The 23,560-nt window shown below is 68.0% G+C and carries 28 protein-coding genes; 15 read left to right on the top strand and 13 right to left on the bottom strand.

Annotated features, from left to right (window positions below; translation table 11 throughout):
• Positions 1 to 4: 4 nt before the first annotated feature.
• Entirely contained in the window at positions 5 to 1,717 is a 1,713-nt protein-coding gene (locus tag P3F85_RS14680) for an alpha-glucosidase (RefSeq protein ID WP_374008586.1), read from the top strand.
• A 63-nt stretch (positions 1,718 to 1,780) separates the two neighbouring features.
• Complete coding sequence (locus tag P3F85_RS14675; RefSeq protein ID WP_374008585.1) at positions 1,781 to 2,224, top strand: SRPBCC family protein; 444 nt, start codon at positions 1,781 to 1,783, stop codon at positions 2,222 to 2,224.
• A 28-nt stretch (positions 2,225 to 2,252) separates the two neighbouring features.
• Here the strand turns inward: P3F85_RS14675 and P3F85_RS14670 are convergent, their stop codons facing one another.
• From P3F85_RS14670 to P3F85_RS14660, 3 genes are all read right to left on the bottom strand, one after another.
• Complete coding sequence (locus P3F85_RS14670; RefSeq protein ID WP_374008584.1) at positions 2,253 to 2,837, bottom strand: TetR/AcrR family transcriptional regulator; 585 nt, start codon at positions 2,835 to 2,837, stop codon at positions 2,253 to 2,255.
• Positions 2,838 to 2,882: 45 nt separating this feature from the next.
• The gene (locus P3F85_RS14665) at positions 2,883 to 5,168 is read right to left on the bottom strand and encodes a transglycosylase domain-containing protein (RefSeq protein ID WP_374008583.1); all 2,286 of its coding nucleotides are present in this window, start codon (positions 5,166 to 5,168) and stop codon (positions 2,883 to 2,885) included.
• A gap of 126 nt (positions 5,169 to 5,294) precedes the next feature.
• Positions 5,295 to 5,759 (bottom strand): MarR family winged helix-turn-helix transcriptional regulator, encoded by a 465-nt coding sequence (locus tag P3F85_RS14660; RefSeq protein WP_374008582.1) that lies wholly within the window; start codon positions 5,757 to 5,759, stop codon positions 5,295 to 5,297.
• Positions 5,760 to 6,101: 342 nt separating this feature from the next.
• Here P3F85_RS14660 and P3F85_RS14655 point away from each other — a divergent pair, with 342 nt between their 5' ends.
• The 4 genes from P3F85_RS14655 to P3F85_RS14640 all read left to right on the top strand — a co-directional run bounded on the left by P3F85_RS14655 (position 6,102) and on the right by P3F85_RS14640 (position 9,615).
• A complete protein-coding gene (locus P3F85_RS14655) occupies positions 6,102 to 6,899 on the top strand; it encodes a class I SAM-dependent methyltransferase (RefSeq protein WP_374008581.1) in 798 nt (265 codons plus the stop codon).
• Between the two features lie 59 nt (positions 6,900 to 6,958).
• The gene (locus P3F85_RS14650; protein ID WP_374008580.1) at positions 6,959 to 7,630 is read left to right on the top strand and encodes a PadR family transcriptional regulator; all 672 of its coding nucleotides are present in this window, start codon (positions 6,959 to 6,961) and stop codon (positions 7,628 to 7,630) included.
• Positions 7,631 to 7,780: 150 nt separating this feature from the next.
• The gene (locus P3F85_RS14645) at positions 7,781 to 8,794 is read left to right on the top strand and encodes an ABC transporter ATP-binding protein (protein ID WP_374008579.1); all 1,014 of its coding nucleotides are present in this window, start codon (positions 7,781 to 7,783) and stop codon (positions 8,792 to 8,794) included.
• The gene (locus P3F85_RS14640) at positions 8,791 to 9,615 is read left to right on the top strand and encodes an ABC transporter permease (RefSeq protein ID WP_374008578.1); all 825 of its coding nucleotides are present in this window, start codon (positions 8,791 to 8,793) and stop codon (positions 9,613 to 9,615) included. The genes P3F85_RS14645 and P3F85_RS14640 overlap by 4 nt, the downstream gene beginning before the upstream one ends.
• Positions 9,616 to 9,696: 81 nt before the next feature.
• Here the strand turns inward: P3F85_RS14640 and P3F85_RS14635 are convergent, their stop codons facing one another.
• Positions 9,697 to 10,434 carry a winged helix-turn-helix domain-containing protein gene (locus P3F85_RS14635; RefSeq protein WP_374008577.1) on the bottom strand — a complete coding sequence of 246 codons (738 nt, stop codon included), beginning with the start codon at positions 10,432 to 10,434 and terminating at the stop codon, positions 9,697 to 9,699.
• Positions 10,435 to 10,816: 382 nt separating this feature from the next.
• Entirely contained in the window at positions 10,817 to 11,449 is a 633-nt protein-coding gene (gene upp, locus P3F85_RS14630) for a uracil phosphoribosyltransferase (protein ID WP_374008576.1), read from the bottom strand.
• Between the two features lie 50 nt (positions 11,450 to 11,499).
• Between upp and tadA the strand changes: the two genes are divergently transcribed.
• The gene (gene tadA, locus P3F85_RS14625; protein ID WP_374008575.1) at positions 11,500 to 11,967 is read left to right on the top strand and encodes a tRNA adenosine(34) deaminase TadA; all 468 of its coding nucleotides are present in this window, start codon (positions 11,500 to 11,502) and stop codon (positions 11,965 to 11,967) included.
• 9 nt (positions 11,968 to 11,976) lie between these two features.
• On the opposite strand, the gene P3F85_RS14620 is transcribed toward tadA, so the two are convergent.
• Complete coding sequence (locus P3F85_RS14620) at positions 11,977 to 12,678, bottom strand: glutamine amidotransferase (protein ID WP_374008574.1); 702 nt, start codon at positions 12,676 to 12,678, stop codon at positions 11,977 to 11,979.
• The gene (locus P3F85_RS14615; protein WP_374008573.1) at positions 12,675 to 13,637 is read right to left on the bottom strand and encodes a cation diffusion facilitator family transporter; all 963 of its coding nucleotides are present in this window, start codon (positions 13,635 to 13,637) and stop codon (positions 12,675 to 12,677) included. Before P3F85_RS14615 ends, P3F85_RS14620 begins: the two co-directional genes overlap by 4 nt.
• Before the next feature lie 23 nt (positions 13,638 to 13,660).
• Here P3F85_RS14615 and proC point away from each other — a divergent pair, with 23 nt between their 5' ends.
• Positions 13,661 to 14,506 (top strand): pyrroline-5-carboxylate reductase, encoded by an 846-nt coding sequence (gene proC, locus P3F85_RS14610; protein ID WP_374008572.1) that lies wholly within the window; start codon positions 13,661 to 13,663, stop codon positions 14,504 to 14,506.
• A gap of 45 nt (positions 14,507 to 14,551) precedes the next feature.
• Here the strand turns inward: proC and P3F85_RS14605 are convergent, their stop codons facing one another.
• From P3F85_RS14605 to P3F85_RS14595, 3 genes are all read right to left on the bottom strand, one after another.
• Entirely contained in the window at positions 14,552 to 15,505 is a 954-nt protein-coding gene (locus tag P3F85_RS14605; RefSeq protein WP_374008571.1) for a hypothetical protein, read from the bottom strand.
• A gap of 139 nt (positions 15,506 to 15,644) precedes the next feature.
• The gene (locus P3F85_RS14600; protein WP_374008570.1) at positions 15,645 to 16,316 is read right to left on the bottom strand and encodes a TrkA family potassium uptake protein; all 672 of its coding nucleotides are present in this window, start codon (positions 16,314 to 16,316) and stop codon (positions 15,645 to 15,647) included.
• A complete protein-coding gene (locus P3F85_RS14595; RefSeq protein WP_374008569.1) occupies positions 16,309 to 17,745 on the bottom strand; it encodes a TrkH family potassium uptake protein in 1,437 nt (478 codons plus the stop codon). Before P3F85_RS14595 ends, P3F85_RS14600 begins: the two co-directional genes overlap by 8 nt.
• 82 nt (positions 17,746 to 17,827) lie before the next feature.
• Here P3F85_RS14595 and P3F85_RS14590 point away from each other — a divergent pair, with 82 nt between their 5' ends.
• The 5 genes from P3F85_RS14590 (at position 17,828) to P3F85_RS14570 (ending at position 19,305) form a co-directional block, all read left to right on the top strand.
• On the top strand, positions 17,828 to 18,253 hold the full coding sequence (locus P3F85_RS14590; protein WP_374008568.1) for an ArsR/SmtB family transcription factor: 426 nt from the start codon (positions 17,828 to 17,830) through the stop codon (positions 18,251 to 18,253).
• A 39-nt stretch (positions 18,254 to 18,292) separates the two neighbouring features.
• Positions 18,293 to 18,505: a helix-turn-helix domain-containing protein gene (locus P3F85_RS14585; protein WP_374008567.1), complete on the top strand. Its 213-nt coding sequence runs from the start codon at positions 18,293 to 18,295 to the stop codon at positions 18,503 to 18,505.
• 69 nt (positions 18,506 to 18,574) lie between these two features.
• Positions 18,575 to 18,673, top strand: a complete 99-nt coding sequence (locus P3F85_RS14580) for a 30S ribosomal protein bS22 (protein ID WP_003792170.1) — start codon at positions 18,575 to 18,577, stop codon at positions 18,671 to 18,673.
• 72 nt (positions 18,674 to 18,745) lie between these two features.
• Positions 18,746 to 19,009: a glutaredoxin family protein gene (locus P3F85_RS14575; protein WP_374008566.1), complete on the top strand. Its 264-nt coding sequence runs from the start codon at positions 18,746 to 18,748 to the stop codon at positions 19,007 to 19,009.
• Positions 19,006 to 19,305: a Dabb family protein gene (locus P3F85_RS14570; protein WP_374008565.1), complete on the top strand. Its 300-nt coding sequence runs from the start codon at positions 19,006 to 19,008 to the stop codon at positions 19,303 to 19,305. Before P3F85_RS14575 ends, P3F85_RS14570 begins: the two co-directional genes overlap by 4 nt.
• A 36-nt stretch (positions 19,306 to 19,341) precedes the next feature.
• On the opposite strand, the gene P3F85_RS14565 is transcribed toward P3F85_RS14570, so the two are convergent.
• Positions 19,342 to 20,043, bottom strand: coding sequence for a GntR family transcriptional regulator (locus tag P3F85_RS14565; protein WP_374008564.1), 702 nt, complete (start codon positions 20,041 to 20,043; stop codon positions 19,342 to 19,344).
• Entirely contained in the window at positions 20,043 to 20,708 is a 666-nt protein-coding gene (locus P3F85_RS14560; protein ID WP_374008563.1) for a GntR family transcriptional regulator, read from the bottom strand. Before P3F85_RS14560 ends, P3F85_RS14565 begins: the two co-directional genes overlap by 1 nt.
• 200 nt (positions 20,709 to 20,908) lie before the next feature.
• On the opposite strand from P3F85_RS14560, the gene P3F85_RS14555 reads away from it, so the two are divergent.
• Positions 20,909 to 22,135, top strand: a complete 1,227-nt coding sequence (locus P3F85_RS14555; protein WP_374008562.1) for an isochorismate synthase MenF — start codon at positions 20,909 to 20,911, stop codon at positions 22,133 to 22,135.
• A 16-nt stretch (positions 22,136 to 22,151) separates the two neighbouring features.
• Here P3F85_RS14555 and P3F85_RS14550 read toward each other — a convergent pair whose 3' ends face one another.
• Positions 22,152 to 23,006, bottom strand: coding sequence for a polyphosphate kinase 2 family protein (locus P3F85_RS14550; protein WP_374008561.1), 855 nt, complete (start codon positions 23,004 to 23,006; stop codon positions 22,152 to 22,154).
• Positions 23,007 to 23,131: 125 nt separating this feature from the next.
• On the opposite strand from P3F85_RS14550, the gene P3F85_RS14545 reads away from it, so the two are divergent.
• Positions 23,132 to 23,518, top strand: a complete 387-nt coding sequence (locus tag P3F85_RS14545; RefSeq protein WP_374008560.1) for a PLDc N-terminal domain-containing protein — start codon at positions 23,132 to 23,134, stop codon at positions 23,516 to 23,518.
• Positions 23,519 to 23,560: the final 42 nt, after the last annotated feature.

Below are 23,560 nucleotides of genomic sequence, written 5' to 3'. Positions count from 1 at the left end.
GCGCGTGAGCGACAAGTGGTGGCAGTCGGCGGTCGTCTATCAGGTGTACCCGCGGAGCTTCGCAGACAGTGACGGCGACGGCATCGGCGACCTGCGCGGTGTCATCCAGCACCTCGACTACCTGGAGCGGCTCGGCGTCGACGTGGTCTGGCTCTCGCCCATCTACGCGTCGCCGCACGACGACAACGGGTACGACATCAGCGACTACCGTGCGATCGACCCCCTGTTCGGCACGTTCGATGACTTCGACGAGCTGCTGGAGGGGCTGCACGCGCGCGGCATGAAGCTCGTCATGGACCTCGTCGTCAACCACACCTCCGACGAGCACCCGTGGTTCATCGAGTCGGCGTCCTCCACCGACAACCCGAAACGCGACTGGTACTGGTGGCGTCCGCCGCGCGGCGGGCGTCAGCCGGGGGAACAGGGGGCCGAGCCCAACAACTGGGGCTCCTTCTTCTCGGGTCCCGCCTGGCAGCTCGACGCGCAGACCGGCGAGTACTACCTCCACCTCTTCTCGCGCAAGCAGCCCGACCTCAACTGGGAGAACCCGGAGGTGCGGGAGGCCGTCTACTACATGATGAACTGGTGGCTCGACCGCGGGGTCGACGGGTTCCGGATGGACGTCATCAACTTCATCTCGAAGGTGACCGCACTGCCTGACGGCGACGTGCCGCCGGGCGCCCTCTACGGCGACGCGTACCCGTACTTCGGGCAGGGACCGCGCATCCACGAGTTCCTGCAGGAGATGCACCAGCGGGTGTTCCTCGGCCGTGGCGATCGGTACCTCACGGTCGGCGAGATGCCGGGCGTCGACGTCGAACAGGCCCGGCAGTTCACCGACCCGCGCAGCGGCGAGCTGGACATGGTCTTCCAGTTCGAGCACGTCGACCTGGACCACGGACCCGGCGGAAAGTGGGACTACCGGCCGTCGACCGTGCTCGACCTCAAGCGCAACCTCAGCAAGTGGCAGGAAGGCCTCGCCGACGTCGGCTGGAACAGTCTCTACTGGAACAACCACGACCAGCCGCGCGTGGTCAGCCGGTTCGGCGACGACGGGGAGCACCGTGTGGCCTCCGCGAAGGCGCTGGGCACCATCCTGCACCTGATGCGTGGCACGCCGTACGTCTACCAGGGCGAAGAGCTGGGGATGACGAACGTGCCGTTCGCCTCCATCGACGACTACCGCGACATCGAGACGCTCAACCATTACGCCGAGGCGGTCGACATCATGGGGGAGCCGGCGGATGAGGTGCTCGCTGCGCTGCGACGGACCAGCCGGGACAACGCGCGGACCCCGATGCAGTGGACCGGCGGCGAGCACGGCGGCTTCACCACGGGGACGCCGTGGATCCCCGTCAATCCGAACGCCGCCGAGATCAACGCCGAGGCGGAGGTCGCCGACGATGACTCGGTGTTCGCCCACTACCGCGCGCTCATCGAGCTGCGCCACCGGTCGGAGGTCGTCGCGAGCGGCGACTACGAGCTGGTGCTCGCCGAGCATCCACAGGTCTTCGCGTACACCCGATCACTCGGCGCGCAGTCCTTGCTCGTGCTCGCCAATCTGACCGGCGCGGATGCGACTTTCGACCGCGACGAGCTGCCGGGGTGGTCGGAGGCGAAGGTCGTGCTGACCAGCTTGGGCTCGCCGGCATCCTCGCGCGACGGCCTCCCGGCCGCTCTGCGCCCGTGGGAGGCGGTCGTGCTCTCGCGCGGATGACGGTCTTGCGCGCCGGCGTCGTGAGGTGTGGGATGGGCGGCACGATGGCGTCGGGAGGCGACGATGGGCGAGTACATTGCGCGGGCGGAGATCGACGTTGCCGCACCGCGCCGGGTCGTGTGGCGGGTGCTGACCTCGAACGGCGCACGCCCCGAGATCATGTTCGGCGCGGAAGTCGTGTCGGACTGGCGGCTCGGGTCGCCGATCGCCTGGAAGGGCGAATGGCAGGGGAAGCGGTTCGAGGACCACGGGCGGGTGATCGAGCTGGAGGATCGGGAGGAGCCGTGGCGCATCGTCCTGACGCACTTCAGCCCGCTGAGCGGACTGCCGGACGAGCCCCAGAACTACCACACGCTCCGGTTCGAGCTGGATGAACTTCCGACGGGAACGCATGTCACTCTCGATCAGGACAACAACCCGACGCGCGAAGCGGCGCAGCATTCGCAGGAGAACTGGTCCCGGATGCTCGAAGGCGTCAAGCAGGTCGCAGAGAGGGAGGTCCGCTAGGGCCTGACGACCGGGTCAGTCGACCGGGTCAGTCCTCGAACGCCTCGTGCATGAAGGCGGCGAGGAAGAGATCGAAGGCTTGAACAGTGCCGTTCCTGTCGCCGCTGATCAGGAAGCCGAAGTGGAGGCCGGCGGCGGAGTCGACCAGCCAGCGCGAGAGGACTCCCGCTCGCCGGCTCTCGATGCCCTGCTTCTTGAGCCAGGTCCTGACGGTGTCGCGCCAATGCGTGAACGCCGTGGTGACCCGCTTGCCGATGTCGGGGTCGATCGGCTCGAGCGCGCCCGCCTCGAACTGGAGCCGCAGAGCCGTTCGGTTGTTGTCACGGAGGGAGTGCCGGAAGGCCTCCTTGTACCAGTCGCGGAACTGCTCCTGGCTGAAGGCCGTGACGTCGACACCCGTCATGGACTCGGACTGCTGACGGACGCCCTCCTCGAGGATGGCGTCGATCATCTCCTGGCGCGACCCGAAGTGGTACACGAACGAGTAGGTGCTCACGCCCAGTGCCGTCGCCAGGCTTCGGAACGTCATCCGCGACAGGGGCTCGGTTGCGACGTGCTCCATGATGCGCCCGAGGAGCTCGGGTTTGCGGTTCGGATCTGGGGTGCGTCCCACGCGATAACACTAGTCCGAATATCGGGCCGGATGGCTAGACAGGTTTCAGGGTTTGCGTCCCGGCGGGTTCGGGCCGTTCCCGTTCCCGTTCCCGGGGCCGCCGCCCGCTCCGGCGGCCGGAGCGCCAGGGGCTGCCGGGGCCGCGGGCGCCGCCGGCGGCTTCGGGGCGACCGGCGCCGTCGTGTACTTGCCGCTGGGCGACGGGAAGGCTGTGCCGCCGTAGACCGCGTTCAGTGCTGCCATGATCCGCTTGGCGATGGAGAACTTGACGTTGCCGCCGCCGATGCCCTGGAAACTGACGCTTCGGAGCGCCACGCCTCCCTGCACGTTGCCCACCCACGTCGCCTGCGCGACCTTGGTGGTGGAGGTGACCAGCCAGTTCTCGACCGAGTTGTCGGTCGTACCCGTCTTGCCGAAGACCGGGATGCCGTCTCCGGGGTTCGCCGACGCCGCCGTGCCGCCGCCCCGAAGGACGCCCTGCAGGGCGAAGATCGCCGCCGCAGCGACCTGCGGGTCGATCGGTGTGGCCGAGCACGTCGACTTGGGGACCGGCTGGTCGGCGCCGTGAGCATCGACGACCTTGTCGATCGCGACCGGGCTGCAGGCGACGCCGTGGTTGGCGATTCCCGCGTACGCCGTCGCCATGGTCATCGGGGCGATGTAGTTGGTCCCGAGCACCGACGAGGGGTTCGCCCGGAACGGGTTGGCGGCCTCGTCGGCGCCATGCACGAGGAGGTCCTGGGCGCGCTGCTTGATTCCGCACAGATCCAGCTGGGTCGCCATCTGGGCGAAGATGCTGTTGATCGACTGTGCTGTCGCGTTCATCACGGTCGTCGCACTCACCGACTCGCCCTCGTCGTTCGCCACGGGCCACGGTGCCCCGCCGATGTCGTTGCAGGGGTCGCTCGCGTGGAACAGAGACTGCGGGAAGAGGTGCTGGGCGCCGTTGACCGTCTGGTAGAGGGAATGCCCCTCCTGCAACCACTCCAGCAGGTCGAACGCCTTGTAGGCGGATCCCGTCTGGAACCCTTCCGAGCCGCCGTAGTCGTAGTCCGTGTTGTAGTTGACCGCCGTGGTCCCCGGGGCCGGGCTCGCGGTGTTGTCGTACGGGCGGTTCTGCACCATGGTCACCACGCGGCCCGTCCCGACCTCCACCGAGACGTTCGACGAGCCCACGTCGAGCCGGGGATCCGCGGCCGGGATGTACGAGCTCACGGCTGCCTGCGCCTGCGTCTGCAGGTCGAGGTTGAGCGTGGTGTAGATCTTGAGTCCGCCGCGGGTGAGGAAGTTGGAGCGGTCGTCCTCGGTCTTGCCGAAGATGGGGTCCTGCTCGATGACGCGCTCGACGTAGTCGCAGAAGAAGGCGGCGTTGTACTGCTGGGCCGTCATGCACCCGTTCTGGGTGGGCGAGATCTTGGGCTCGACCTTGGTGGCGCGGGCCGCATCATGCTCTTCCTTGGTGATCTTTCCGTTGGTGAGCATCCGATCGAGCACGTAGTTGCGACGGTCCAGCGTCTCCTTGTACCCGTTGGCGGCGCCGTTCTCCTTGCTGTCCGGCTTGTCGATACGGAGATTGTCCGGGTTGTTGAGGATGGCGATGAGGGTCGCCGCCTGCTGCAGGTTCACATCCTTGGCGCCCACGCCGAAGTAGTACTCGGCCGCAGACTGCACCCCGTACACGCGCCCGCCGAAGAGGGCGATGTTGAGGTAGCTCTGCAGGATGTCGTTCTTCGAGTACTCCTTCTCGAGCCCGATCGCGTAGCGCATCTCCTTGAGCTTGCGGGATGGATCGACCTTCGTCGCGTCGTCGTAACAGGCTTCATAGGCGGTGAGCTGCTTCTTCTGCACGGCGTCGGTGGCGGTCGGGTCCGGCTGTTTGTTCTCGCACCGCTGCACCAGGATGTTCTTGACGTACTGCTGGGTGATGGACGATCCGCCCTGCACCGACTTGTGCAGCGCGGTGAGCACCGCCCCGCGGAGCGTGCCCGTGACGTCGACGCCGCCGTGCTCGTAGAACCGCGGATCCTCGGTCGCGACGGCCGCGTCCTTGAGGTTCTGGGAGATGCCGTCCCAGCCGACCTCGATGCGGTTCTGCGAGTAGAAGGTCGCGATGGGAACCTGCTGCCCGTTGCTCAGGGCGTACATCGTGGAGGCCTGTGCCAGCGGCTCGACCTTGACGTACTCGGGGAGCCCGTCGAAGACGCTGATGGTGGAGTCGGCTGCCGACCCGGTCAGTGCGACCGCCGGCGTGACCGCCGCTGCTGCGAGAACACCGGCCAGGCCGCTCAGAGCGACGAAGCCGACAAGCGCAGGCGCCCATCCCCATCTCATGCGTCTTCTCCCTCGTAGAGACCGTTCATCCGTGCGGCAATAGTACGCGTCGGGTGTGACGCCCTCGGGAGGCGAGCGCTCAGGTTGGGAGTTGAGCGAAGGTCGGCACGCCTGTGGACAGCAAGGTCACGTGGCATTGCGGAGCTTGTCGCAGAGCCGCACGAGCTGTTCGAGCTCGTCCGGGCTCAGCCGGCCACCGACGCGGTCGGTGATCGTTCGCATGTGATCGACGGCCACCCGGCGGAACATGTCGAACCCGGTGTCGGTCAAGCGGATCACGGTGCCTCGCGCATCCGACGGCTCCGGCTCCTTCGCCACCAGGCCGCGAGCGACGAGCCGGTCGATGAGGCGGCTGACGCTCGGCTGGGTGAGCAGGACGTGCTTGTTCAGGTCCCGCAGACGGATCTCGCGGTTCGGCTGGCGCGAGAGGTTGAACAGCACGTCGTACTCGTTGAACGAGATGTCGCGTGTGGGGAACTCCGCCGCCAGGGTGCGCATCACCGCGACCTGCGCCCGGAACAGCGACTCCCAGGCGGCGACTGCGCTGATCCGGGAGCGACTGGTGGAGTCTGCAATCGACGTCTCGGCCATGACTCATCCCCTCCGGCTCATGCTCGATGCATTCGCATCTTCTCATGATGAGCGTCCATGAGCATCCGTGCCACCACGGGACGAAATCGAACGCAAAGGGAAGAGCGGGAGGAGCGGCGCCGGACAAAAGATTGAGGGCCGACCGCAGAGGCTAGCGGCCGGCCCTCTCCCTTGCACCAAGAGTGTCCTGCAATCACATTCCGCGATGGCTGCCACAGCAAACAACCATTGCTCTTGAACTATATAACGAAGAGGTAACGGCATCTAGTTATCAAGTCGTTATTTTTTCTGCGAATTTTCTATGCATCCCTGAGCGGTCTCGCGGGCGGTACTCTCGGTCCCGTGGACGACGACGCCTCGGGCTTTCTGGGATCCATACCCGCGCACTACGACGCCGGCCTGGGGCCGGTGATCTTCCGCCACTACGCCGACGTGTTCGGCAGGGCGATCGCCGAGGCGCGGCCGAGGCGCATCCTCGAGACCGCGTCAGGCACCGGGATCTCCGCGGCCGCCATCGCCGAGCACAACCCCGACGCCGAGCTGACGATCAGCGACCTGAATGACGCCATGCTGGAGTTCGCCCGGGCAAAGGTGCCGCCGGGTACGCGCGTCGAGGTCGTGGACGTTCAGGCGCTCCCGTTCGCCGACGCGAGCTTCGATGTGGTCGCCTGCCAGTTCGGGATCATGTTCGTCCCCGACCTGGAGCTGGCGTTCCGCGAGGCACGGCGAGTGCTGGCGCCCGGCGGTGTCTTCTACTTCTCCGTCTGGGACAGCCATGCCAAGAACCGCTTCGCCGCCATCGTCGACGCACTGCTGAGGGAGCGGTTCCCCGACGATCCGCCGCCGTTCTACCGCGTGCCGTTCGGGCTGAGCGATGTGAACCGCCTCCGCGAGCTTGCGCAGTCCACCGGATTCGGCACCCTCCGCATCGATGTCGTTCCGCACGACGCGCCCGTCGCATCCTGGGACGATTTCGCCGACGGGCTGATCGCAGGGAACCCGGTGGCCGATCAGCTGCGGCGACGATCCGCCGACCTCGACGAGCTCATCCGGGAGGTCGCACGGCGCCTCGAGCAGGAATTCGGACCCGCGCCGACGACGACTCCGGTACAGACGATCTTCTTCCGCGCCTTCGTGTAGACACGATCACTCGATGTCGAATACTCTGGATAGAGTAGTCGAGCTCCGGAGGTGATCCCATGACGAAGCGCGCGGTCTCCAACCCGCTGGCGCTGGCGGTCCTCGCCTGCCTCTGGGAGCGCCCCATGTACCCGTACGAGATGACGACCACCATGCGCGAGCGGGGCAAGGAGGACAGCATCCGGCTCAACTTCGGGTCGCTGTACTCGGTGATCAAGTCGCTCGAGAAGCACGGCTTCATCGAGGTCGCGCAGACCGAGCGTGAGGGCAATCGTCCGGAGCGCGTCGTCTACGCGATCACCGATGCGGGCCGGGTCGAGTCCGAGCAGTGGCTGCGCGAGCTCATCGAGGTACCGGTGAAGGAGTACCCGGCGATCGAGACCGGACTCTCGCTGCTGCCGATCCTGCCGCCGCAGACCGCCGCCGACCTCCTGGAGCGCCGGCGTGATCGCCTCGATGCCGACCTGGCCTCTCGTCGCGAAATGCACGAGCAGGCCAGCGGCCTCCCCGAACTCTTCATGGTCGAGTCCCACTACCGGCTGGCCGTGCTGGAGGCCGAGCGAGCGTTCGTCGCCGACCTGGCCGAGCGCATCCGGAACCGCTCGATCGGCGGCTACAACGCGTGGGAGCAGCTGCATCGGCTGCTCTCCGAAGGCGTCGGCATGGAGGAGCTGATCGGCCGTCTGGCCGGTGGCGACTTCGGGCAGGAGGCGGCCGACCTGTACCGCTGACAACAGAACGATGGCCGGAGAGCGGCAACTCTCCGGCCATCCACACCTTCAGTCGTTCCGTCAAGGAACCTGCGTCAACAGTCACCGAGGGCTGTCTTCAAGGATATCCCGCGCCGGTGGCTGACCATCAGAAAGATAAGGAAAGTCACCATGGCTATCGCACACGTGCCGGCGCTCGCCGCCGAGCATCTCGTGAAGACCTACAGCGGCGGGCGGGGCAAGCCGCCCGTCCGCGCTCTCGACGACCTCGGCTTCGACGTCCAGGCGGGCACCGTCTTCGGCCTGCTCGGGCCCAATGGAGCGGGCAAATCCACGACCATGAAGATCCTGTCCACTCTCGCGCGGCCCGATTCGGGGTCGGCGTTCGTCGTCGGCATCGATGTGGCCCGGCATCCCTCCCGGGTTCGTCGTGCGCTCGGCTTCGTCGCACAGAAGCCCGTATCGGACCCGACGGACACGGGCGTTGAGAACCTCGTGCTCGCCGGCCGGCTGCAGGGGATGTCCGGCCGCGAGGCCACCGCCCGCGCCAGGGAGCTGCTCGAGCGGTTCGGCCTCGCCGAGCACGCCCGGCGGCAGGTGAAGACGTATTCCGGCGGCATGGCCCGCAAACTGGACGTCGCGATCGGCCTCATGCACCGCCCGCAGGTGCTGTTCCTCGACGAGCCGACCACCGGCCTCGACCCGGAGGCACGCACGGAGCTCTGGCTGGAACTGGAGCGGATGACGTCGGACGAGAACCTCACGGTCCTGCTGACGACGCACTACCTGGATGAGGCGGACCGCCTGGCCGACCGGCTCGCGATCGTCGACCACGGCCGGGTGGTGGCGGGAGGGACGCCCGAGGAACTGAAGAACGGCCTCCGCGGCGACGCCGTCATCGTCGAACTCGCCGGCGACGCCGACCCCTTCGCCGGGTTGGCCGCTCTGCAGCGGGTGGATGCGCTCCGCGAGGTGGGCGGAGACGGCCGTACGCTGCGCGCCCGTGCCGACAGCGGCGCGGCGACCCTGCCGCTCGCGCTCGCCGCGCTGGAGGCGGCCGGCGTCGCCGTCGCCTCCGCCACTGTCGCCCGGCCCAGCCTGGACGACGTCTATTTGCGGCACACCGGCCGCACCTTCACGCGGGCGCAGGAGTCCGCCGGATTCGTCCTGGAGAACGCATCATGACCACCGCGACCATCACCCGTCCGCGCTCACTGCGCCGGGGCGGCCCGACATTCCTGTCGCACACCCTGCTGCTCACCGGGCGCCAGCTACGCGCCGCGTGGCGGATGCCCGCCTTCCTCGTGATGAACCTGGTGCAGCCCGTGATCTGGCTGCTGCTGTTCGGGCAGCTCTTCAAGTCGGTCATCGACATCCCGGGCTTCGGTGTCGGGCAGAGCTACCTCGAGTACCTGACGCCGGGCGTCGTGATGATGCTCGCCCTGTTCGGGAGCGCGTGGTCGGGGACCGTGTACATCCAGGACATGGATCGGGGTGTGATGGACCGCTTCCTCACGTCTCCCACCAACCGCGGGGCGATGATCGTCTCCACCCTGGTGTACCAGTCGATCCTCGCCGTGGCCCAGTCGCTCATCGTGGTCGCGATCGCCTTCTGGGCGGGGGCGCGCTTCGACGGCGGGGTCGTCGGCATCCTGCTGCTGCTCCTCGGCGTGGTGCTGCTCACCGCCGTGTTCTGCTCGCTGTCGAACGCCGTCGCGCTGCTCGCACGGGAGCAGACCGCGCTGATCGGCATCTCGCAGCTGATCACGCTGCCGCTGATGTTCCTCAGCTCCGCGATCATGAACACGAAGCTCTCGCCGGAGTGGGTGCAGAACGTGGCGGCGTACAACCCGTTCGAGTGGGCGGTGATCGTCGGCCGGCAGGCTTTGAGCGCGCACCCCGACTGGTCATCCCTCTGGCTGCACGTCGCCCTCCTGGCCGCCCTGGCCATCCTCATGGCCACCTGGGCGACCACGGCCTTCCGCGCCTACCAGCGCTCCACCTGACCCGCCCACAATCGCTTCCTCACTTAATCCGCCGACACGCCGCCGGCACTCGGATTAAGTGAGGAAGCGATGACGGGAACGTCAGAAGAGGTCGGGGGAGGGGGCGCTGGCGTAGCGGATGGAGACGTCGGCGTGGCGGTCGAAACGGTAGCCGACGCCGCGCACCGTGCGCACGATGTCCTCGTAGCGGCCCAGCTTCGAACGCAGGCGGCGCACGTGGACGTCGATGGTGCGCTCGTTCGGCACCTCGTCCTCGTCGGCGTCGCTCCACAGGGAGCTGATCAGCTCGGAGCGCTCGATGGTCCGGCCCTCGCGCAGCACCAGGTACTGGAGAAGCTCGAACTCCTTGTAGGTGAGGGCGACGGTCTGGTTGTCGAGCACGAGGCGCTTGCGGGAGATATCGACGACGACGCCGGATGCCGCGCGGTCCTCGTCGTCATCCACGGCGACCGCGTGGCGGTGCTTCGCGACGGCCGCCGGGTCCTGCAGCGCGAGGCGGACGACGTCCACGTCGCGGCCACCGGCGCCGGCCGGGGCCAGGGCAACGGCGGCGTAGGTGCCGGCGGAGGGTGCGAGCTCGGCGGTGAGGCGCTTCAGCGCCTCGACGAGCTGACCGAGGTCGGTGCCGTCGGCGGCGGCCTTCGCCTCGTCGATTCCGACGTAGAGGACGAAGCCGCGGGCCTCGGTGCCCTCCGGGACGGCACGGATGCGCGGGGCGGGCTCAGCGGGAGCGGCGGCGGCCGGAGCCGGCCGGACCGGGGCGACGGGCGAGACGGCGGAGGTGCGGGGGAAGGCGGTGTCGATGGTGGCCAGAGACATGGGGATCGCGTCCTTTGAGATGATGTTCCGCATCCCCGGTGCGAGAGGACTCCGCGGGTACGCGGAGCTGCGGGGGGATCTGTGCGGGAAGTGTTGTGTTGTGGCCCGAGAGAGGGCCCGATGCGCGGGAGCGTGAGTGTGGCGCTCCCGGGGAGCGTTCGCCCGGTCACGACGGGATTGCGTCGGAGGGCGGCGGCTCGGCGAAGGGTCGTCAGATTAGCGGCACATTCGGCAACACATGACGGAGTCGCGGCCGGCCATCATCATGCCGGCATCCCCAAGGGCCTCGAAGGAGGTCAGGGTACGCGCGCTGTCAGTCATGCACGTCAGTAAAACCGATCGTGACGTGCCGTGTCAAATGATTACGCAATATTGCGAGGGGCTACACGGTCCCGTAGAGGCGGTCGCCGGCGTCGCCGAGACCCGGCACGATGTACCCGTTCTCGTTCAGCCGCTCGTCCAGCGAGCCCAGGACGATGGTGACGTTCCGGCCCTCCGTCGCCTTCTCGAGGGCGGCCAGGCCCTCGGGGGCGGCGAGCAGGCAGATGGCGGTCACATCCACCGCATTGCGCTGGAACAGGAAGTCGATGGCCGCGCCGAGCGAGCCGCCGGTCGCGAGCATCGGGTCGAGCACAAAGCACTGGCGATCGGAGAGGTCCATGGGGAGGCGCTCGGCGTAGGTCGTCGGCTCGAGGGTCTCCTCGTTGCGCACCATGCCGAGGAATCCGACCTCGGCGGTCGGCATCAGGCGCACCATCCCCTCGAGCATGCCGAGCCCGGCGCGCAGGATGGGGACGACCAGCGGACGCGGCTCGCTCAGTGCGACCCCCATCGTGGTCGTCACGGGCGTCTCGATCTCGACCGGCCGAACGCGCACGCCGCGGGTCGCCTCGTAGGCGAGCAGCGTGACCAGCTCTTCGGTGAGCTGGCGGAACACCGGCGACGGCGTCTGCTTGTCGCGGAGCACCGTCAGCTTGTGGGTGATCAGTGGGTGGTCCGCAACGTGCACTCGCATAGGCTCAAGGCTAGCCGAACTCGTCCGTATCCAACCCCGGGAGGACCGCCGTGAGCCTGACCGTGCCAAGCGCCTACGAGCAGTGGATGCGCCGCGCGCTCGACGACGCCCGGCTCGCGTTCGGCACGGGCGACGTGCCGGTCGCGGCGGTCGTGATCGACGAGAACGGCGACGTCATCGGAACCGGCCGCAATGAGCGCGAGCTGCGCCACGATCCCACCGCCCACGCCGAGGTGCTCGCGCTCCGCGAGGCGGCGGCGACGCGCGACGACTGGCACCTGGAGGGATGCACCCTCGTCGTGACGTTGGAGCCGTGCGTGATGTGCGCCGGAGCCGTGCTCGCTGCGCGCGTCCCGACCGTGGTGTTCGGGGCGTGGGATGAGAAGGCCGGCGCGGGAGGGTCGGTGTACGACGTGCTCCGGGATCGGAGGCTCAACCACCAGGTGCAGGTGTTCGCGGGCGTGCTGGCGGAGGAGTGCGGAGAGGTACTGCTCGACTTCTTCCGCGCCAAGCGCTGACGCGGTCGGCTACTCGGGCAGGCTGCTCAGCCACTCCGAGAACGCCGCGCGCGACGCCTCCTGCATCCGCGCCGAGTGGAGCTCGCGCTCGCGCCGCAGCGCCTCGGGGTCGATCGCCAGCTCATCCAACTCGTTGTAGCCGTCGGCGACCCAGGTCTCATGCATCTCGTCCGTGACCTCGGGATGGAACTGCACCGCGAGCGCGTACTCGCCGATCGCGAAGGCCTCGTTCGAGTAGTCGCTCGACGAGGCGAGCAGGGTCGCCTGCTCGGGGAGCTCGAAGGTGTCGCCGTGCCACTCCACCACCGGAACCCCGTCGAAGTGCCGGATGGGCGACGCCGCGCCCGCATCCGTCGCCTCCACCCGCCGGTAACCGATCTGCATGGTGTCGCCGCGGTACACGCGCTCGCCCAGTGCTCCGGCCATGAGTTGCGCGCCCAGGCAGACCCCGAGCGTGGGCCGCTCGGCTCCGAGGCGCGCTCGAAGCAGCGCCTTCTCGGCCTCCAGGAACGGGAACTCGTCGGTCTGGTACGCACCCATCTCGCCGCCCAGGACGACCACGAGGTCGGCCTCCTCCGGGTCGATGGCCGAGACGTCCTCGGTGCTCGCATCCACGATCCGCAGTTCGTAGCCGTGCTCGGCGAGGACCGGGCCGATGTTGCCGAGGTGGATGCTGGGGTCGTGCTGCAGGATGACGGCGGTGCGGGTCACTCGAGTCCTTTGATGACGATCGTGTCGGTGGCGGGGGCCCGGTCGTTCGGATCGATCCAGACGTCGGGTTCGATGTAGATGACGCGGGCGGCCGGGACCGCGGCGCGGATACGGCGCTCGACGACGTCGATGGCGGCGGCCACGTCGGCGAGCCGGTGCTCGCCCGAGAAGGCCAGCTTGGCCGCGACCATGAGTTCTTCCGGCCCCAGGTACAGCGTCTTCATGTGGATGATGCGCTCCACCTCGGGTCCCGCGGTGACGGCCTGCTCGATAGCGGCGAGGTCGGCATCCGTCGCCCCCTCTCCGACGAGCAGGCTCTTCGTCTCCATGCCGAGGATGATCGCGACGGTGACGAGCAGGGCGCCGATCAGCACCGTCCCGACGCCGTCCCACACGCTGTTGCCGGTGATGATCGTGAGCCCCACGCCCAGTAGCGCGAAGACCAGGCCGACGAGCGCGGCCACATCCTCCAGCAGCACCACCGGCAGTTCGGGAGCCTTGGCGCGGCGGATGAACTGGGGCCACGACATCCCCTTCTTGTGCGGACGCGACTCGCCGACCGCGGTGCGCAACGAGAAGGACTCGAGGCCGATGGCGATCAGCAGGACGACGATGGGCAGCCAGGCGTTCTCGAGTGGATGCGGGTGCGTGAGCTTCTCGATGCCTTCGTAGATCGAGAAGACGCCGCCGACCGAGAACAGGATGATCGACACGACGAACGCATAGACGTAGCGCTCACGGCCGTAGCCGAAGGGATGCTCCCGGTCCGCCTGCCGCCGCGACTTGCGGCCTCCGAGCAGCAGGAGCAGCTGGTTGCCGGAGTCGGCGAGCGAATGGACGCCCTCCGCGAGCATCGACGACGAGCCCGAGAACGCCCAGGCGATGAACTTCGTCAGGGCGATCCCGAGGTTGGCCGCGAAGGCGGCGACGATGGCCCTGGTCCCACCTGATGCGCTCATGCCCCCAATCCTAGGATGGAGGCATGGACGACACGCAGACTGTGACCCTTCCCACGATCGCCATGCTGGGCGCAGGCTCGATGGGCCGCGCCATCCTGAGCGGACTGCTCGCCCCGGGAGTCGAGGTGGCGGGCATCCGCGTGACGAATCGGTCGGAGGCGAAGGCGGCGGAGCTGGCCGGCACGCCGGGTGTGACCGCGTACGCGACCGAGACGCAGGCCGAAGCGAACCGGCTCGCCGTCGAGGGCGCGCAGGTGGTGATCGTCGCGGTCAAACCGGCGATGGTGCGCGACCTGCTCGCCGAGATCGGGGACTCACTGGCTCCGGGAACCGTCGTCGTCAGCGTCGCGGCCGGGGTCACCATCGCGACCATGGAGTCCCTGCTGCCGGACTCGGTCTCCGTCGTACGGGCGATGCCGAACACGCCTGCGGTCGTCGGCAAGGCGGTGACCGGCGTCAGCGTCGGCGCCCGGGCCGATGAGGACGATGCGGCCGTCACCCGCGCTCTGTTCGGGACCGTCGGCGAGGTCGTCGAGGTGCCGGAGGCGCAGCTGGATGCCCTTGGCACGATCTCGGGGTCGGGTCCGGCTTACGTCTTCCTGCTGATCGAAGCGCTGACCGCCGCCGCCGTCGAGAAGGGCTTCACGCCCGAGCAGGCGGCCACCTTGGTCAACGGCACCTTCCTGGGAGCGGCCGAACTGCTCGTCGCGTCCGGCGAGGCCCCGGCCGAACTCCGCCGTCGCGTAACGAGCCCCAACGGCACCACCGAGCGGGCCATCGCCGTCCTATCCGACGCCGACCTCCCCGCCCTCTTCGCCCGCGCCACCGACGCCGCCCTGGCCCGCTCCCGCGAACTCGCCGCCTCCTAACCCCGCCCCTCCCTGCTCTCCCTCTACCCACCATCGCTTCCTCACTTAATCTGCCGACACGCCGCCCGATCGCGGATTAACCGAGGAAGCGATGGCGAGAGCGCGACGGACGGTCAGGACGGCGCGCGGAACGGGGCCGCGCAGGTCCGCGGCGGTCACGAAGACGACGTTCCAGCCGACGGACATCAGCCGCTCTCGGCGGCGGATGTCAGCCTGGTAGGTCTCGTCGTCGGTTCGATGGTGATCACCTAGGTATTCGACGGCGACGCGATGCTCGGGGTAAGCCAGGTCGACCATTGCGATGAATGTACCGCCCTCGCTGATCCGCAGGTTCAACTCCGGCTCGGGCAACCCGGCATCCACGAGCTCGACCCTGAGGCGGGACTCCTGAGGGGACAGCGACCCGTAGCGGATGCGCTCGAGCGCCAGTCGGAGGTTGCGGACTCCTGGCCGTCGGCCGTGACGCCGGCAAGCTGCCTCCAGGTCTGCTCTCGTCCAGGGGCTGGGCTTTCCCGAATAGGGCTCGTCTCCGGTGAGGAGGTAGTCGCCCATGACGATGAGATCGGTGAGGCTGATTTGACCCGACAGCTGCGCCCAGGTGTCCTGTGCCGACATGCACCTGAGGCCACCGACATCGACCACCCTGTGTCCCGCCGGTCGCAACTCGTGCGGAATCACGCCGCGCACGCGAGAGGGCTTGCGTGGCGCGAAGACCGCCACGTCGATGCCGTGTGGCGCGAAGTGCCGGGGGAGAGGCAGGCGGTGGATGATGGCTGCGCTGAAGTGGCTGAAGGCATCCCCGTCGTGCTCCCTGGCGGCGTACGCCCTACACAGCGCGAGGTGGTCGTGGAGCTCCGCGCCAACCGTCCGAACGCCGTGGAACGGGCGCTGGACGTCCGCTCGATACAGGCGGTGACGGCTGATTCCTGCGGCAAGCCCTTGCGCGAGAGTGAAGCCGTCCAACGCCAGCTCGCCGAACTCCTCGCTTAAGTTCCTCATCCCCCGATCCTGACGCCGCCTTCACCGCCCAACCCAGTTATCCCCACCCCCGCCATCGCTTCCTCAGTTAATCCGCGAAATGGGCGCCCAAACGCGGATTAATCGAGGAATCGTTTGTGGGGGAGAGGGGGGAGGGGGGTTAGGCGTCGAGGGCGGCGAAGCGCTCGATGTCGGTGGAGGAGCCGGAGACGATGACGAGGTCGTGGTCGGTGACGACGGTGTCCGCGGTCGCGTAGGTGAAGGGGCGACCCGGCGGCTTGACGCCCACCACGGTGATGTTGTACTTCGAGCGCACGCCCGATTCCCCCAGGGGCAGGTTGCGGATCGGCTTGGGCGGGTACATCTTGACCAGCGCGAAGTCGTCGTCGAACTCGATGAAGTCGAGCATCCGTCCGGAGACAAGGTGCGCCGCGCGCTCGCCGGCCTCCGCCTCCGGGTAGATGACGTGGTTCGCTCCAATGCGCTCCAGGATCTTGCCGTGCGACTTCGAGATCGCCTTCGCCCAGATCTGCGGCACCTTCAGGTCGACGAGGTTCGCGGTGATCAGCACGCTCGCCTCGATGGAGGACCCGACGGCGACCACACCGATCGAGAAGTCCTCCGCCCCGATCTGGCGCAGGGTCTCGATCGACCGCGCGTCGGCCTGGACTGCGTGCGTCACGCGGTCGGCCCACTTCTGCACGAGCCCGGCGTCGGTGTCGATCGCGAGCACCTCGCGCCCGAGGCGATCGAGCTCGCCCGCGGTCGCCGCCCCGAATCGGCCCAGGCCGATCACCAGGACGGGCGCGTTGTGCTTGATCCGGTCAACCAACGAGCGGCCTCTCCTCCGGGTTGCTGTACAGCTGGCGGCGCTGGCTCTGCGCCAGGGCAGCGGCGAGAGTCACTGTACCAACGCGTCCGCAGAACATCGTCGCGGCCATGACGTAGACCCCGGCATCCGGCAGACGCTCGGTCAGGCCCGTGGACAGACCGCACGTAGCGAAGGCCGAGATGACGTCGAACAGGACGTGGTCGAGCGGCGCCTTCGTGATCTGCAGGATCAGGATGCTCGACACCGCCACGATCGTCGCCCCCCAGAGCGCGACCGCGACCGACAGGCGGAGGACGTCGATCGGGATGCGCCGGCGGAACGCATCCATGGAATCCACCCCTCTGGCCTCGGCGAAACCGGCCAGCAAGAGGACGGCCAGCGTGGTCACTTTGATGCCGCCGGCGGTGGATGCGGAGCCGCCGCCGATGAACATGAGCATGTCGGTCACCAGCAGGCTGGACCCGTGCAGGTCGTCGATCGGGATGGTCGCGAACCCTCCGGAACGGGCCATCGTCGACAGGAAGAGCGACTGGAACACGGTATGACCGGCGTCCAGGTGGCCGAACGTCTTGGGGTTGTCGAACTCCAGGATGATGTAGAGCGCCGCGCCGGCGATGAGGAGGATCACCGAGGTCAGCAGCGTGAGCTTCACGTGGATGGACCACCGGCGCCGCTTCGCGCGAAGGTTCGACGCGATGGCGAGGATCACGGGGAATCCGATGGCGCCCAGGAAGACGCCGATCATTAGAGCGCTGAGGAACCAGTAATCCGTCGCGAACGCGTGGATGCCTTCGGCGTTGGGAGTGAATCCGGTGTTGGTGAAGGCCATCGCCGAGTAGTAGATCGCCTCCCACACCGCGGTGCCGACGTCGATCCCGGCGATCAGCATGCGCGGGAAGAGCAGCACAGCGACGATTCCCTCGATGACGACCATGCTGATCGCCACGGTGGTCAGCAGCTTGCCGACCTCCCCCAGCCGGACCGCCTGCCCCTCGGCCACTGGGCCGGCGTGCATCCTCAGCGGATTGCTGTCGCTTGCGGCCATCAGCTTGGCGCGGAGACCCAGCTTGCGCGACACGATCAGTCCCAGGATGGACGCCATGGTCAGGACGCCGACCGCTCCGACCTGCACTCCGACATAGACCAGCAGGTGACCGAACACGGACCAGTGCGTCGCCATGTCGACGGTTGCGAGTCCGGTCACGCAGATGACGGAGACGGCCGTGAAGAGGGAGTCGGCGAGCGGCGTCCACTGGCCTTTCGCCGACGAGATCGGCAGCGAGAACAGCAACGTGAAGACGAGGATCAGCAGCGCGAATACGACGATCGCGAAGCGCGATGGGCTGCGTGCCGCGAAACCGTTGATCGCGGCACGAACACGCCCAACGGGCAGCGGGCTCCCGCCGCGGGCCGCTCGAATGGTGCTCATGTCTGGACCTTGCCGTCGTCTTCCTCTGCGGGGGCGGGCTTCGGACATGGTACTGCGCCGGGGGAATGACTAGCCTAGGCAAATGGCCGACATCTTCGACGTTATCGCCGACCCGACGCGGCGCGAGATCCTGCGGGTGCTGCTCGATCGCAGTTCCGACGGTACGCATGCCGCGGGCGATATATCCGTCTCCGAGATCGTGGCGAGGCTCGAGCTGAGCCAGCCGACCGTCTCCAAGCACCTGAAAGTGCTGCGGGAGGCCGGACTCGTCGCGGTGCGCGAAGTCGGTCAGCACCGCTACTACCGTCTCGATGCCGAGCCGCTCGAAGCGGTCGAGGACTGGGTCATTCCGTTCACGGCATCCGAGGACGATGTGGCGCTGAGCGTGCGTCTCGCCGAGGACACGCGGGAGTTCGCGAGCACGGTCGGCAAGGTGCTCGCCGACACCCGCCACCGGGTCTCGTCGGCGACGGAGCGGGTCACCCCGAAGAAGTGGCGCAAAGACTGACCCGCCCGAGTACGATGTCGGGCAGGAGAGGGGCGGACGATGGCACACGATCTCAAGGACGTGCGCTTCCTGACGGTTGCCGAGGTGGCCGACATGATGCGCGTCTCGCGCATGACCGTCTATCGCCTCGTCCATTCCGGTGAGCTTCCGGCCATCCGCTTCGGCCGATCCTTCCGCGTACCGGAGTCCGCCGTGGAGCAGCTGCTGCAGACGGCGGCCGTTCACGAAGGCGGCGTCGCGGACTCGGCGTGACGTCGGGTAGACTGTCACTTCGTGTCGCCGCGTCCCCGCGGCATACCCCTGATTCTTTGTGAGGTCCACGTGGGTTCCGTTATCAAGAAGCGTCGCAAGCGTATGGCGAAGAAGAAGCACCGCAAGCTGCTTCGCAAGACGCGCCACCAGCGTCGCAACAAGAAGTAGACCTCCGGTCTACGGCTCAAGCGTCGGTCCTTCCGGTCCGACGCTTTTTGCTGTGCAGATTAGGGTGGATGCGTGTCCAGCGTCTCTCTGACCCTCATCGGCAAGCCGGGGTGCCATCTGTGCGATGACGCGCGCGAGGTCATCCGGGGGGTGATCGCCGACCTGCCGGCAGACGCACCGGGCGTGACGCTCGAGGAGCGCGACATCCTGCAGGATGCGGACCTCTTCGAGAAGTACGTCGAGGAGATTCCCGTCGTGCTCGTCGAAGGACGCGTCCACACCTACTGGCGCGTCGACCCGGCGCGTCTGCGCACCGCACTCTTGGAGGCCCGATGACCATCCGCCATGTCGTCTCGTGGAAGCTCGCGGCCACCGACGAGACGCAGCGCGCCGAGCACGCGTCGCGGATCAAGCAGGGACTGGAGTCCCTCCCCACCGTCATCCCGCAGCTTCGGTTTCTGCAGGTCGGCGTGAATGTGGTGCCGGCGAACGACTTCGACGTCGTGCTGATCAGCGACTTCGACAGCGTCGGGGACATCGCGATCTACCAGGAGCACCCGGCGCATCTCGAGGTGGCCGCGTTCATCCGCTCCGTGGTCGCGTCGCGCGCCTCGGTCGACTTCGCGGTCTGACGACGCAGCGGTCTGACGACGCAGCGGTCTGACGACTCAGAAGACCGGGTTCTTCGCGATGTCGCCTTCGCTGCGGCGATAGTCCGAGAGGAACTGCTTCAGCGTTCCCGAGTAGAGCGCGCGCACCAGGTCGCCCGCCTTCGCGCCGTCGCGCTCTTTCGCGGCGGCGGCGATCTCGGCGAGAGCGGCCGGCAGGTCGTCGACCCCGAACGGCGTGTGCCACACCGAGATATAGCGCAGCAGCTGTGGGCTGAGTCCTTCGCTCACCGAGACGAGCACGTCGTTGTCGCCCGCGCGGGCCACGTCGAGGAAGAATTCGTTGAAAGCACGGCCCAGTGCGGGGAGGTCGCGCGCCTTCGCGGCCTTGCGGACGTCCTTCTGCGCCTTGTCGAGCCGGCTCACCGTTGCGTTGTCGACCGTGGGGACGACGGTGCGCACCGCGTGCTCGTGCAGCAGACCGGTCGTGTAGATGGCCTCGTCGATGGCCTTCAGGTCGATCGGCGCGACGCGGGTGTAGCGGTTCGGTGCCATCTCGACGAGCCCGATGTCGGCCAGCTTCATCAGGGCCTCGCGGATCGGGGTGCGGGAGACGCCGAGCCAGGCGGTGAGCTTCTCGTCGAGGAGCGTCTCACCCGGCTCGAGCGTGCCGTCGAGGATGCCGTCGTACAGACGGTCGTAGACGACGTCGCGCAGGAGGCGGCGTTCGACGGGTGCGGTTTCGCTCACGGGCAGCGGCATCAGCGGAGCTCCTTCCGGGGAGCGGGGAACTCGTCTGCGATCGTCACGAGCCCCTTGGTGAACAGCTCGAGTGCGGCACGGCCGGCCTTGTCGGCTTTACCCCCGATGGCTGCGTCCGTGAGGGCTTTCAGGAACGGCCGGCCCTTGTCGAAGGCGGCGGCGGACGGAGCGGCGTTGAGCGCGCGCTGCACCTCGGGCAGGTGACGCTTGAGGAGGCGCGCGACGGTGCCGTTGTCGAGGCGCCGGACGAAGACACCGAGGAAGCCGTCCGCGGAGAGACCGGTGCGGACAGCAGCGGCGGCATCGTCGTCGGCGTGGCGCAGCGACTCGCGGTCGACATCGGTGAGCAGTGGGGTCGCATCCCGGACCACGCCGGCGACGAGCACACCGACGGTCGTGATCAGATCGCGCAGACGGTCCCGCTCGATCGGCGTCACCCGTGTGCGTCGCTGCGGCAGGATCTCGACGAGCCCCATCGCTGCGAGCTGATTGAGCGCTTCGCGGACGGGGGTGCGCGAGACACCCACCCACCGCTCGATCTCGGCGTCGTACAGCTGCTCTCCGGGAAGGAGGTCGCCGTCTACGATCGCGTCGAGCAGGCGAAGGAAGACTTCGTCACGGATGAGCCGGCGGGGGCTGGCGGCTCCGGTCACGGGCACGGGCATGAATGTATGTTACATCCCGGTAGCTCAGGTCGAGGTCCTGAAGTACAGAGTGTCGAAAGCGGGTAATGACTGCCTGCACCGGCGTTTCGGCGCGAATCGAACCCACATCGAGTGCACACCCAGCCCCCACGGGCCGTACAGTCGCGCGGGCGTAGGCTGGTCCGGTGAGATCAGCCCCGACCGCTCGGCGGGAGACTGGCGTGACGGTCCTCGAGGCCGAGACCACACCGCTCGATGACGTCCGCCAGCTCATCCCCTTCCTCCACTCCCGCACGCCTTTGCTCTGGCTGCGCAAAGGCGAGGGGATGGCCGGGATCGGAGAGGTGCTGCGGCTCGACTTCACGGGTCCCGACCGCATCCAGCAGGCATCCGCCGCGTGGCGCGCGACGACAGCCGCCGCGACGGTCGACGACGCGGTGCGGACGCCGGGCACGGGGTTGGTGGCGTTCGGAACGTTCGCGTTCGATGACGAGAGCACGGCGACGAGCACCCTGATCGTGCCGGAGGTCGTGATCGGCCGGAGGGGCGGCAGGAGCTGGATCACGCGCATCCGGCGAGCGGGCGACGCTCCGTCTGCGTCTCTTCCCGTCCCGACTCCCTTCGGCGACGAATACCGGCTTAGCCTCCTTCCGGGCGAGCTGGCTGAGGACGGCTACCGTTCGGCCGTCGCAGCAGCCGTCGAGCGGATCCGCGAGGACGACCTCTCCAAGGTGGTGCTGGCCCGGGATCTGCGCGGCCACCTGCCGCAGGAGTCCGACGTCCGCCGCGCGCTGGTCGACCTCGCTCTCGGCTACCCGGACTGCTGGACGTTCGCCGTGGACGGGCTCGTCGGCTCGTCGCCGGAGACGCTGGTCCGCGTCCACCACGGCACGGTCACCGCGCGCGTCCTCGCGGGGACCATCTCGCGCGGACCCGATGCCCGACAGGATGCCGCGGCTGCGGCCGAGCTGGTTGCGAGCGCGAAGGACCAGGGCGAGCACCGCTTCGCCGTCACCAGCGTCATGGATGCGCTCCGCCCGCACAGCGCCGACCTGGCCGCCAGCGAGGAGCCGTTCACCCTGAAGCTCCCCAACCTCTGGCACCTGGCGACGGACATCGCCGGGATGCTGAGCGACGGGTCGAGCTCGCTCGATCTCGCGTCCGCACTGCATCCCACCGCCGCGGTCGCGGGCACCCCGCGGACCGAGGCGCTGGCGCTCATCCGCGAGCTGGAGCCGTTCGATCGCGGGCGCTACGCGGGACCGGTCGGTTGGGTCGGCGGCGACGGCGACGGCGAATGGGCCATCGCGCTGCGGTGCGCACAGGTCACCACGAGCGGCGACCTCACGGCGTACGCGGGCGCGGGCATCGTCGCCGACTCCGACCCGGACCGCGAGCTCGCCGAGACGACGATGAAGTTCCGGCCGATCGTGGAGGCGTTCGGCTGAGCCGAGTGCGGCGTCCTCAGGACTGCTCGAGGCGCCGCTTCTGCTCCTCGACGTCATAGTCCGGGCGCGGCCACTCCAGGTCGAGGCTCTCGAGCGCGTGGATGAGCAGCTGCTGGACGGCGAGGCGCGCGTACCACTTGTGGTCGGCGGGGACCACGAACCACGGCGCGTAGGCAGAGGTCGTGCGGTCGAGGGCGACCTGGTAGGCCTCTTGGTATTCGTCCCATAGCAAGCGCTCGTCGACGTCGGCGGGATTGAACTTCCAGAACTTGTCGGGTCGCTCCAGGCGGGAAGCGAGCCGCCTCTTCTGCTCGTCCTTGCTCAGGTGCAACATCACCTTGATGACCGTGGTGCCGGACTGGGCGAGCTCCTTCTCGAACGCGTTGATGGCACCGTAGCGCCGCTCGATCTCATCGGGCGGCGCCAACTGTCGTACGCGGCCGATCAGCACGTCCTCGTAGTGGGAGCGGTCGAACACCCCCACCTGGCCGGCCGCGGGGACCTGGCGCCAGACACGCCAGAGGAAGTCGTGCGCGAGCTCCTCCGGGGTGGGCTTGCCGAAGCCGGCGTAATGGACGCCGCCCGGATTCATGGCGCCGATCACGTGAGAGACGATTCCGCCCTTGCCCGCGGTGTCCATGGCCTGAAGGACGAGCAGGACGGAACGTGGTTCGCCCTCCCGCCCGCAGGCGAAGAGCTGCTCCTGAAGGTCGGCCAGGATGCCGCCTCCGCTCGCGAGGGCCTTCTCGCCGTCCTTCTTGTCCCCATCGAATCCGGGGGTTCCGTCGGTGGCCTGTTCGGAAAGTGTGAAGCCGGGTCGCACCCGAAGGAGCTCGTAGGGCTCGGTGGTCCAGTCCTCGGTGTCGCTCATGGCCGCCTCCTCGTCGCCGGGACGCCCATGGTAGTCCCCGGTGTGTCCGCGTGGTCCGCGCAGATTTGCCTTCTAGCCGAGGGTGATGGCGCAGCACTACGTTGTGCGCGATAGAGGAGGCCGAGATGAACTCGTTCTGGAGTGTGTTCCTATACGTCTTCTGGATCTTCGCGTTCGTCGCGTTCCTGATGATCCTGTTCACGGTGCTGGTGGATCTGTTCCGCGACCAGTCGCTGAACGGGTGGTGGAAGGCCGTATGGGTGATCTTCCTGGTGTTCCTGCCGGGAATCACGCTGCTCGTCTACCTGATCGCGCGCGGGCGGGGGATGGCGGAGCGCAATCAGGCGCGACACGCGACGGTTCCCGAGGATGACACCTGGGGCCAGCATCCGACGCCTTCGGCGACGCCCGCCGCCGACATCCAGCAGGCGCAGACCCTTCTCGACCAGGGGGTCATCAGCAGCGGAGAGTTCGACGCCCTGCGCGCGAAGGCGCTGGGACAGCGGTATTGAGCGGAGCGCCAGCGCGTCCGTCGCCCGTGCTCGCTGATCATT

This window comes from Leifsonia sp. T36S-04 (assembly GCF_042465655.1).
Classification (GTDB): Bacteria; Actinomycetota; Actinomycetes; order Actinomycetales; family Microbacteriaceae; genus Leifsonia.
Note: the sequence above shows the minus strand (reverse complement) of the source record. Positions and strands in the feature narration are given on the sequence as shown.

Excerpts from the sequence above, each read along its gene's own strand:
- P3F85_RS14675 (WP_374008585.1), top strand. The coding sequence starts at position 1,781 with ATGGGCGAGTACATTGCGCGGGCGGAGATCGACGTTGCCGCACCGCGC.
- P3F85_RS14665 (WP_374008583.1), bottom strand. The coding sequence starts at position 5,168 with ATGAGATGGGGATGGGCGCCTGCGCTTGTCGGCTTCGTCGCTCTGAGC.
- P3F85_RS14660 (WP_374008582.1), bottom strand. The coding sequence starts at position 5,759 with ATGGCCGAGACGTCGATTGCAGACTCCACCAGTCGCTCCCGGATCAGC.
- P3F85_RS14650 (WP_374008580.1), top strand. The coding sequence starts at position 6,959 with ATGACGAAGCGCGCGGTCTCCAACCCGCTGGCGCTGGCGGTCCTCGCC.
- P3F85_RS14645 (WP_374008579.1), top strand. The coding sequence starts at position 7,781 with ATGGCTATCGCACACGTGCCGGCGCTCGCCGCCGAGCATCTCGTGAAG.
- P3F85_RS14640 (WP_374008578.1), top strand. The coding sequence starts at position 8,791 with ATGACCACCGCGACCATCACCCGTCCGCGCTCACTGCGCCGGGGCGGC.
- P3F85_RS14635 (WP_374008577.1), bottom strand. The coding sequence starts at position 10,434 with ATGTCTCTGGCCACCATCGACACCGCCTTCCCCCGCACCTCCGCCGTC.
- upp (WP_374008576.1), bottom strand. The coding sequence starts at position 11,449 with ATGCGAGTGCACGTTGCGGACCACCCACTGATCACCCACAAGCTGACG.
- P3F85_RS14615 (WP_374008573.1), bottom strand. The coding sequence starts at position 13,637 with ATGAGCGCATCAGGTGGGACCAGGGCCATCGTCGCCGCCTTCGCGGCC.
- proC (WP_374008572.1), top strand. The coding sequence starts at position 13,661 with ATGGACGACACGCAGACTGTGACCCTTCCCACGATCGCCATGCTGGGC.
- P3F85_RS14605 (WP_374008571.1), bottom strand. The coding sequence starts at position 15,505 with ATGAGGAACTTAAGCGAGGAGTTCGGCGAGCTGGCGTTGGACGGCTTC.
- P3F85_RS14595 (WP_374008569.1), bottom strand. The coding sequence starts at position 17,745 with ATGAGCACCATTCGAGCGGCCCGCGGCGGGAGCCCGCTGCCCGTTGGG.
- P3F85_RS14590 (WP_374008568.1), top strand. The coding sequence starts at position 17,828 with ATGGCCGACATCTTCGACGTTATCGCCGACCCGACGCGGCGCGAGATC.
- P3F85_RS14585 (WP_374008567.1), top strand. The coding sequence starts at position 18,293 with ATGGCACACGATCTCAAGGACGTGCGCTTCCTGACGGTTGCCGAGGTG.
- P3F85_RS14570 (WP_374008565.1), top strand. The coding sequence starts at position 19,006 with ATGACCATCCGCCATGTCGTCTCGTGGAAGCTCGCGGCCACCGACGAG.
- P3F85_RS14565 (WP_374008564.1), bottom strand. The coding sequence starts at position 20,043 with ATGCCGCTGCCCGTGAGCGAAACCGCACCCGTCGAACGCCGCCTCCTG.
- P3F85_RS14560 (WP_374008563.1), bottom strand. The coding sequence starts at position 20,708 with ATGCCCGTGCCCGTGACCGGAGCCGCCAGCCCCCGCCGGCTCATCCGT.
- P3F85_RS14550 (WP_374008561.1), bottom strand. The coding sequence starts at position 23,006 with ATGAGCGACACCGAGGACTGGACCACCGAGCCCTACGAGCTCCTTCGG.
- P3F85_RS14545 (WP_374008560.1), top strand. The coding sequence starts at position 23,132 with ATGAACTCGTTCTGGAGTGTGTTCCTATACGTCTTCTGGATCTTCGCG.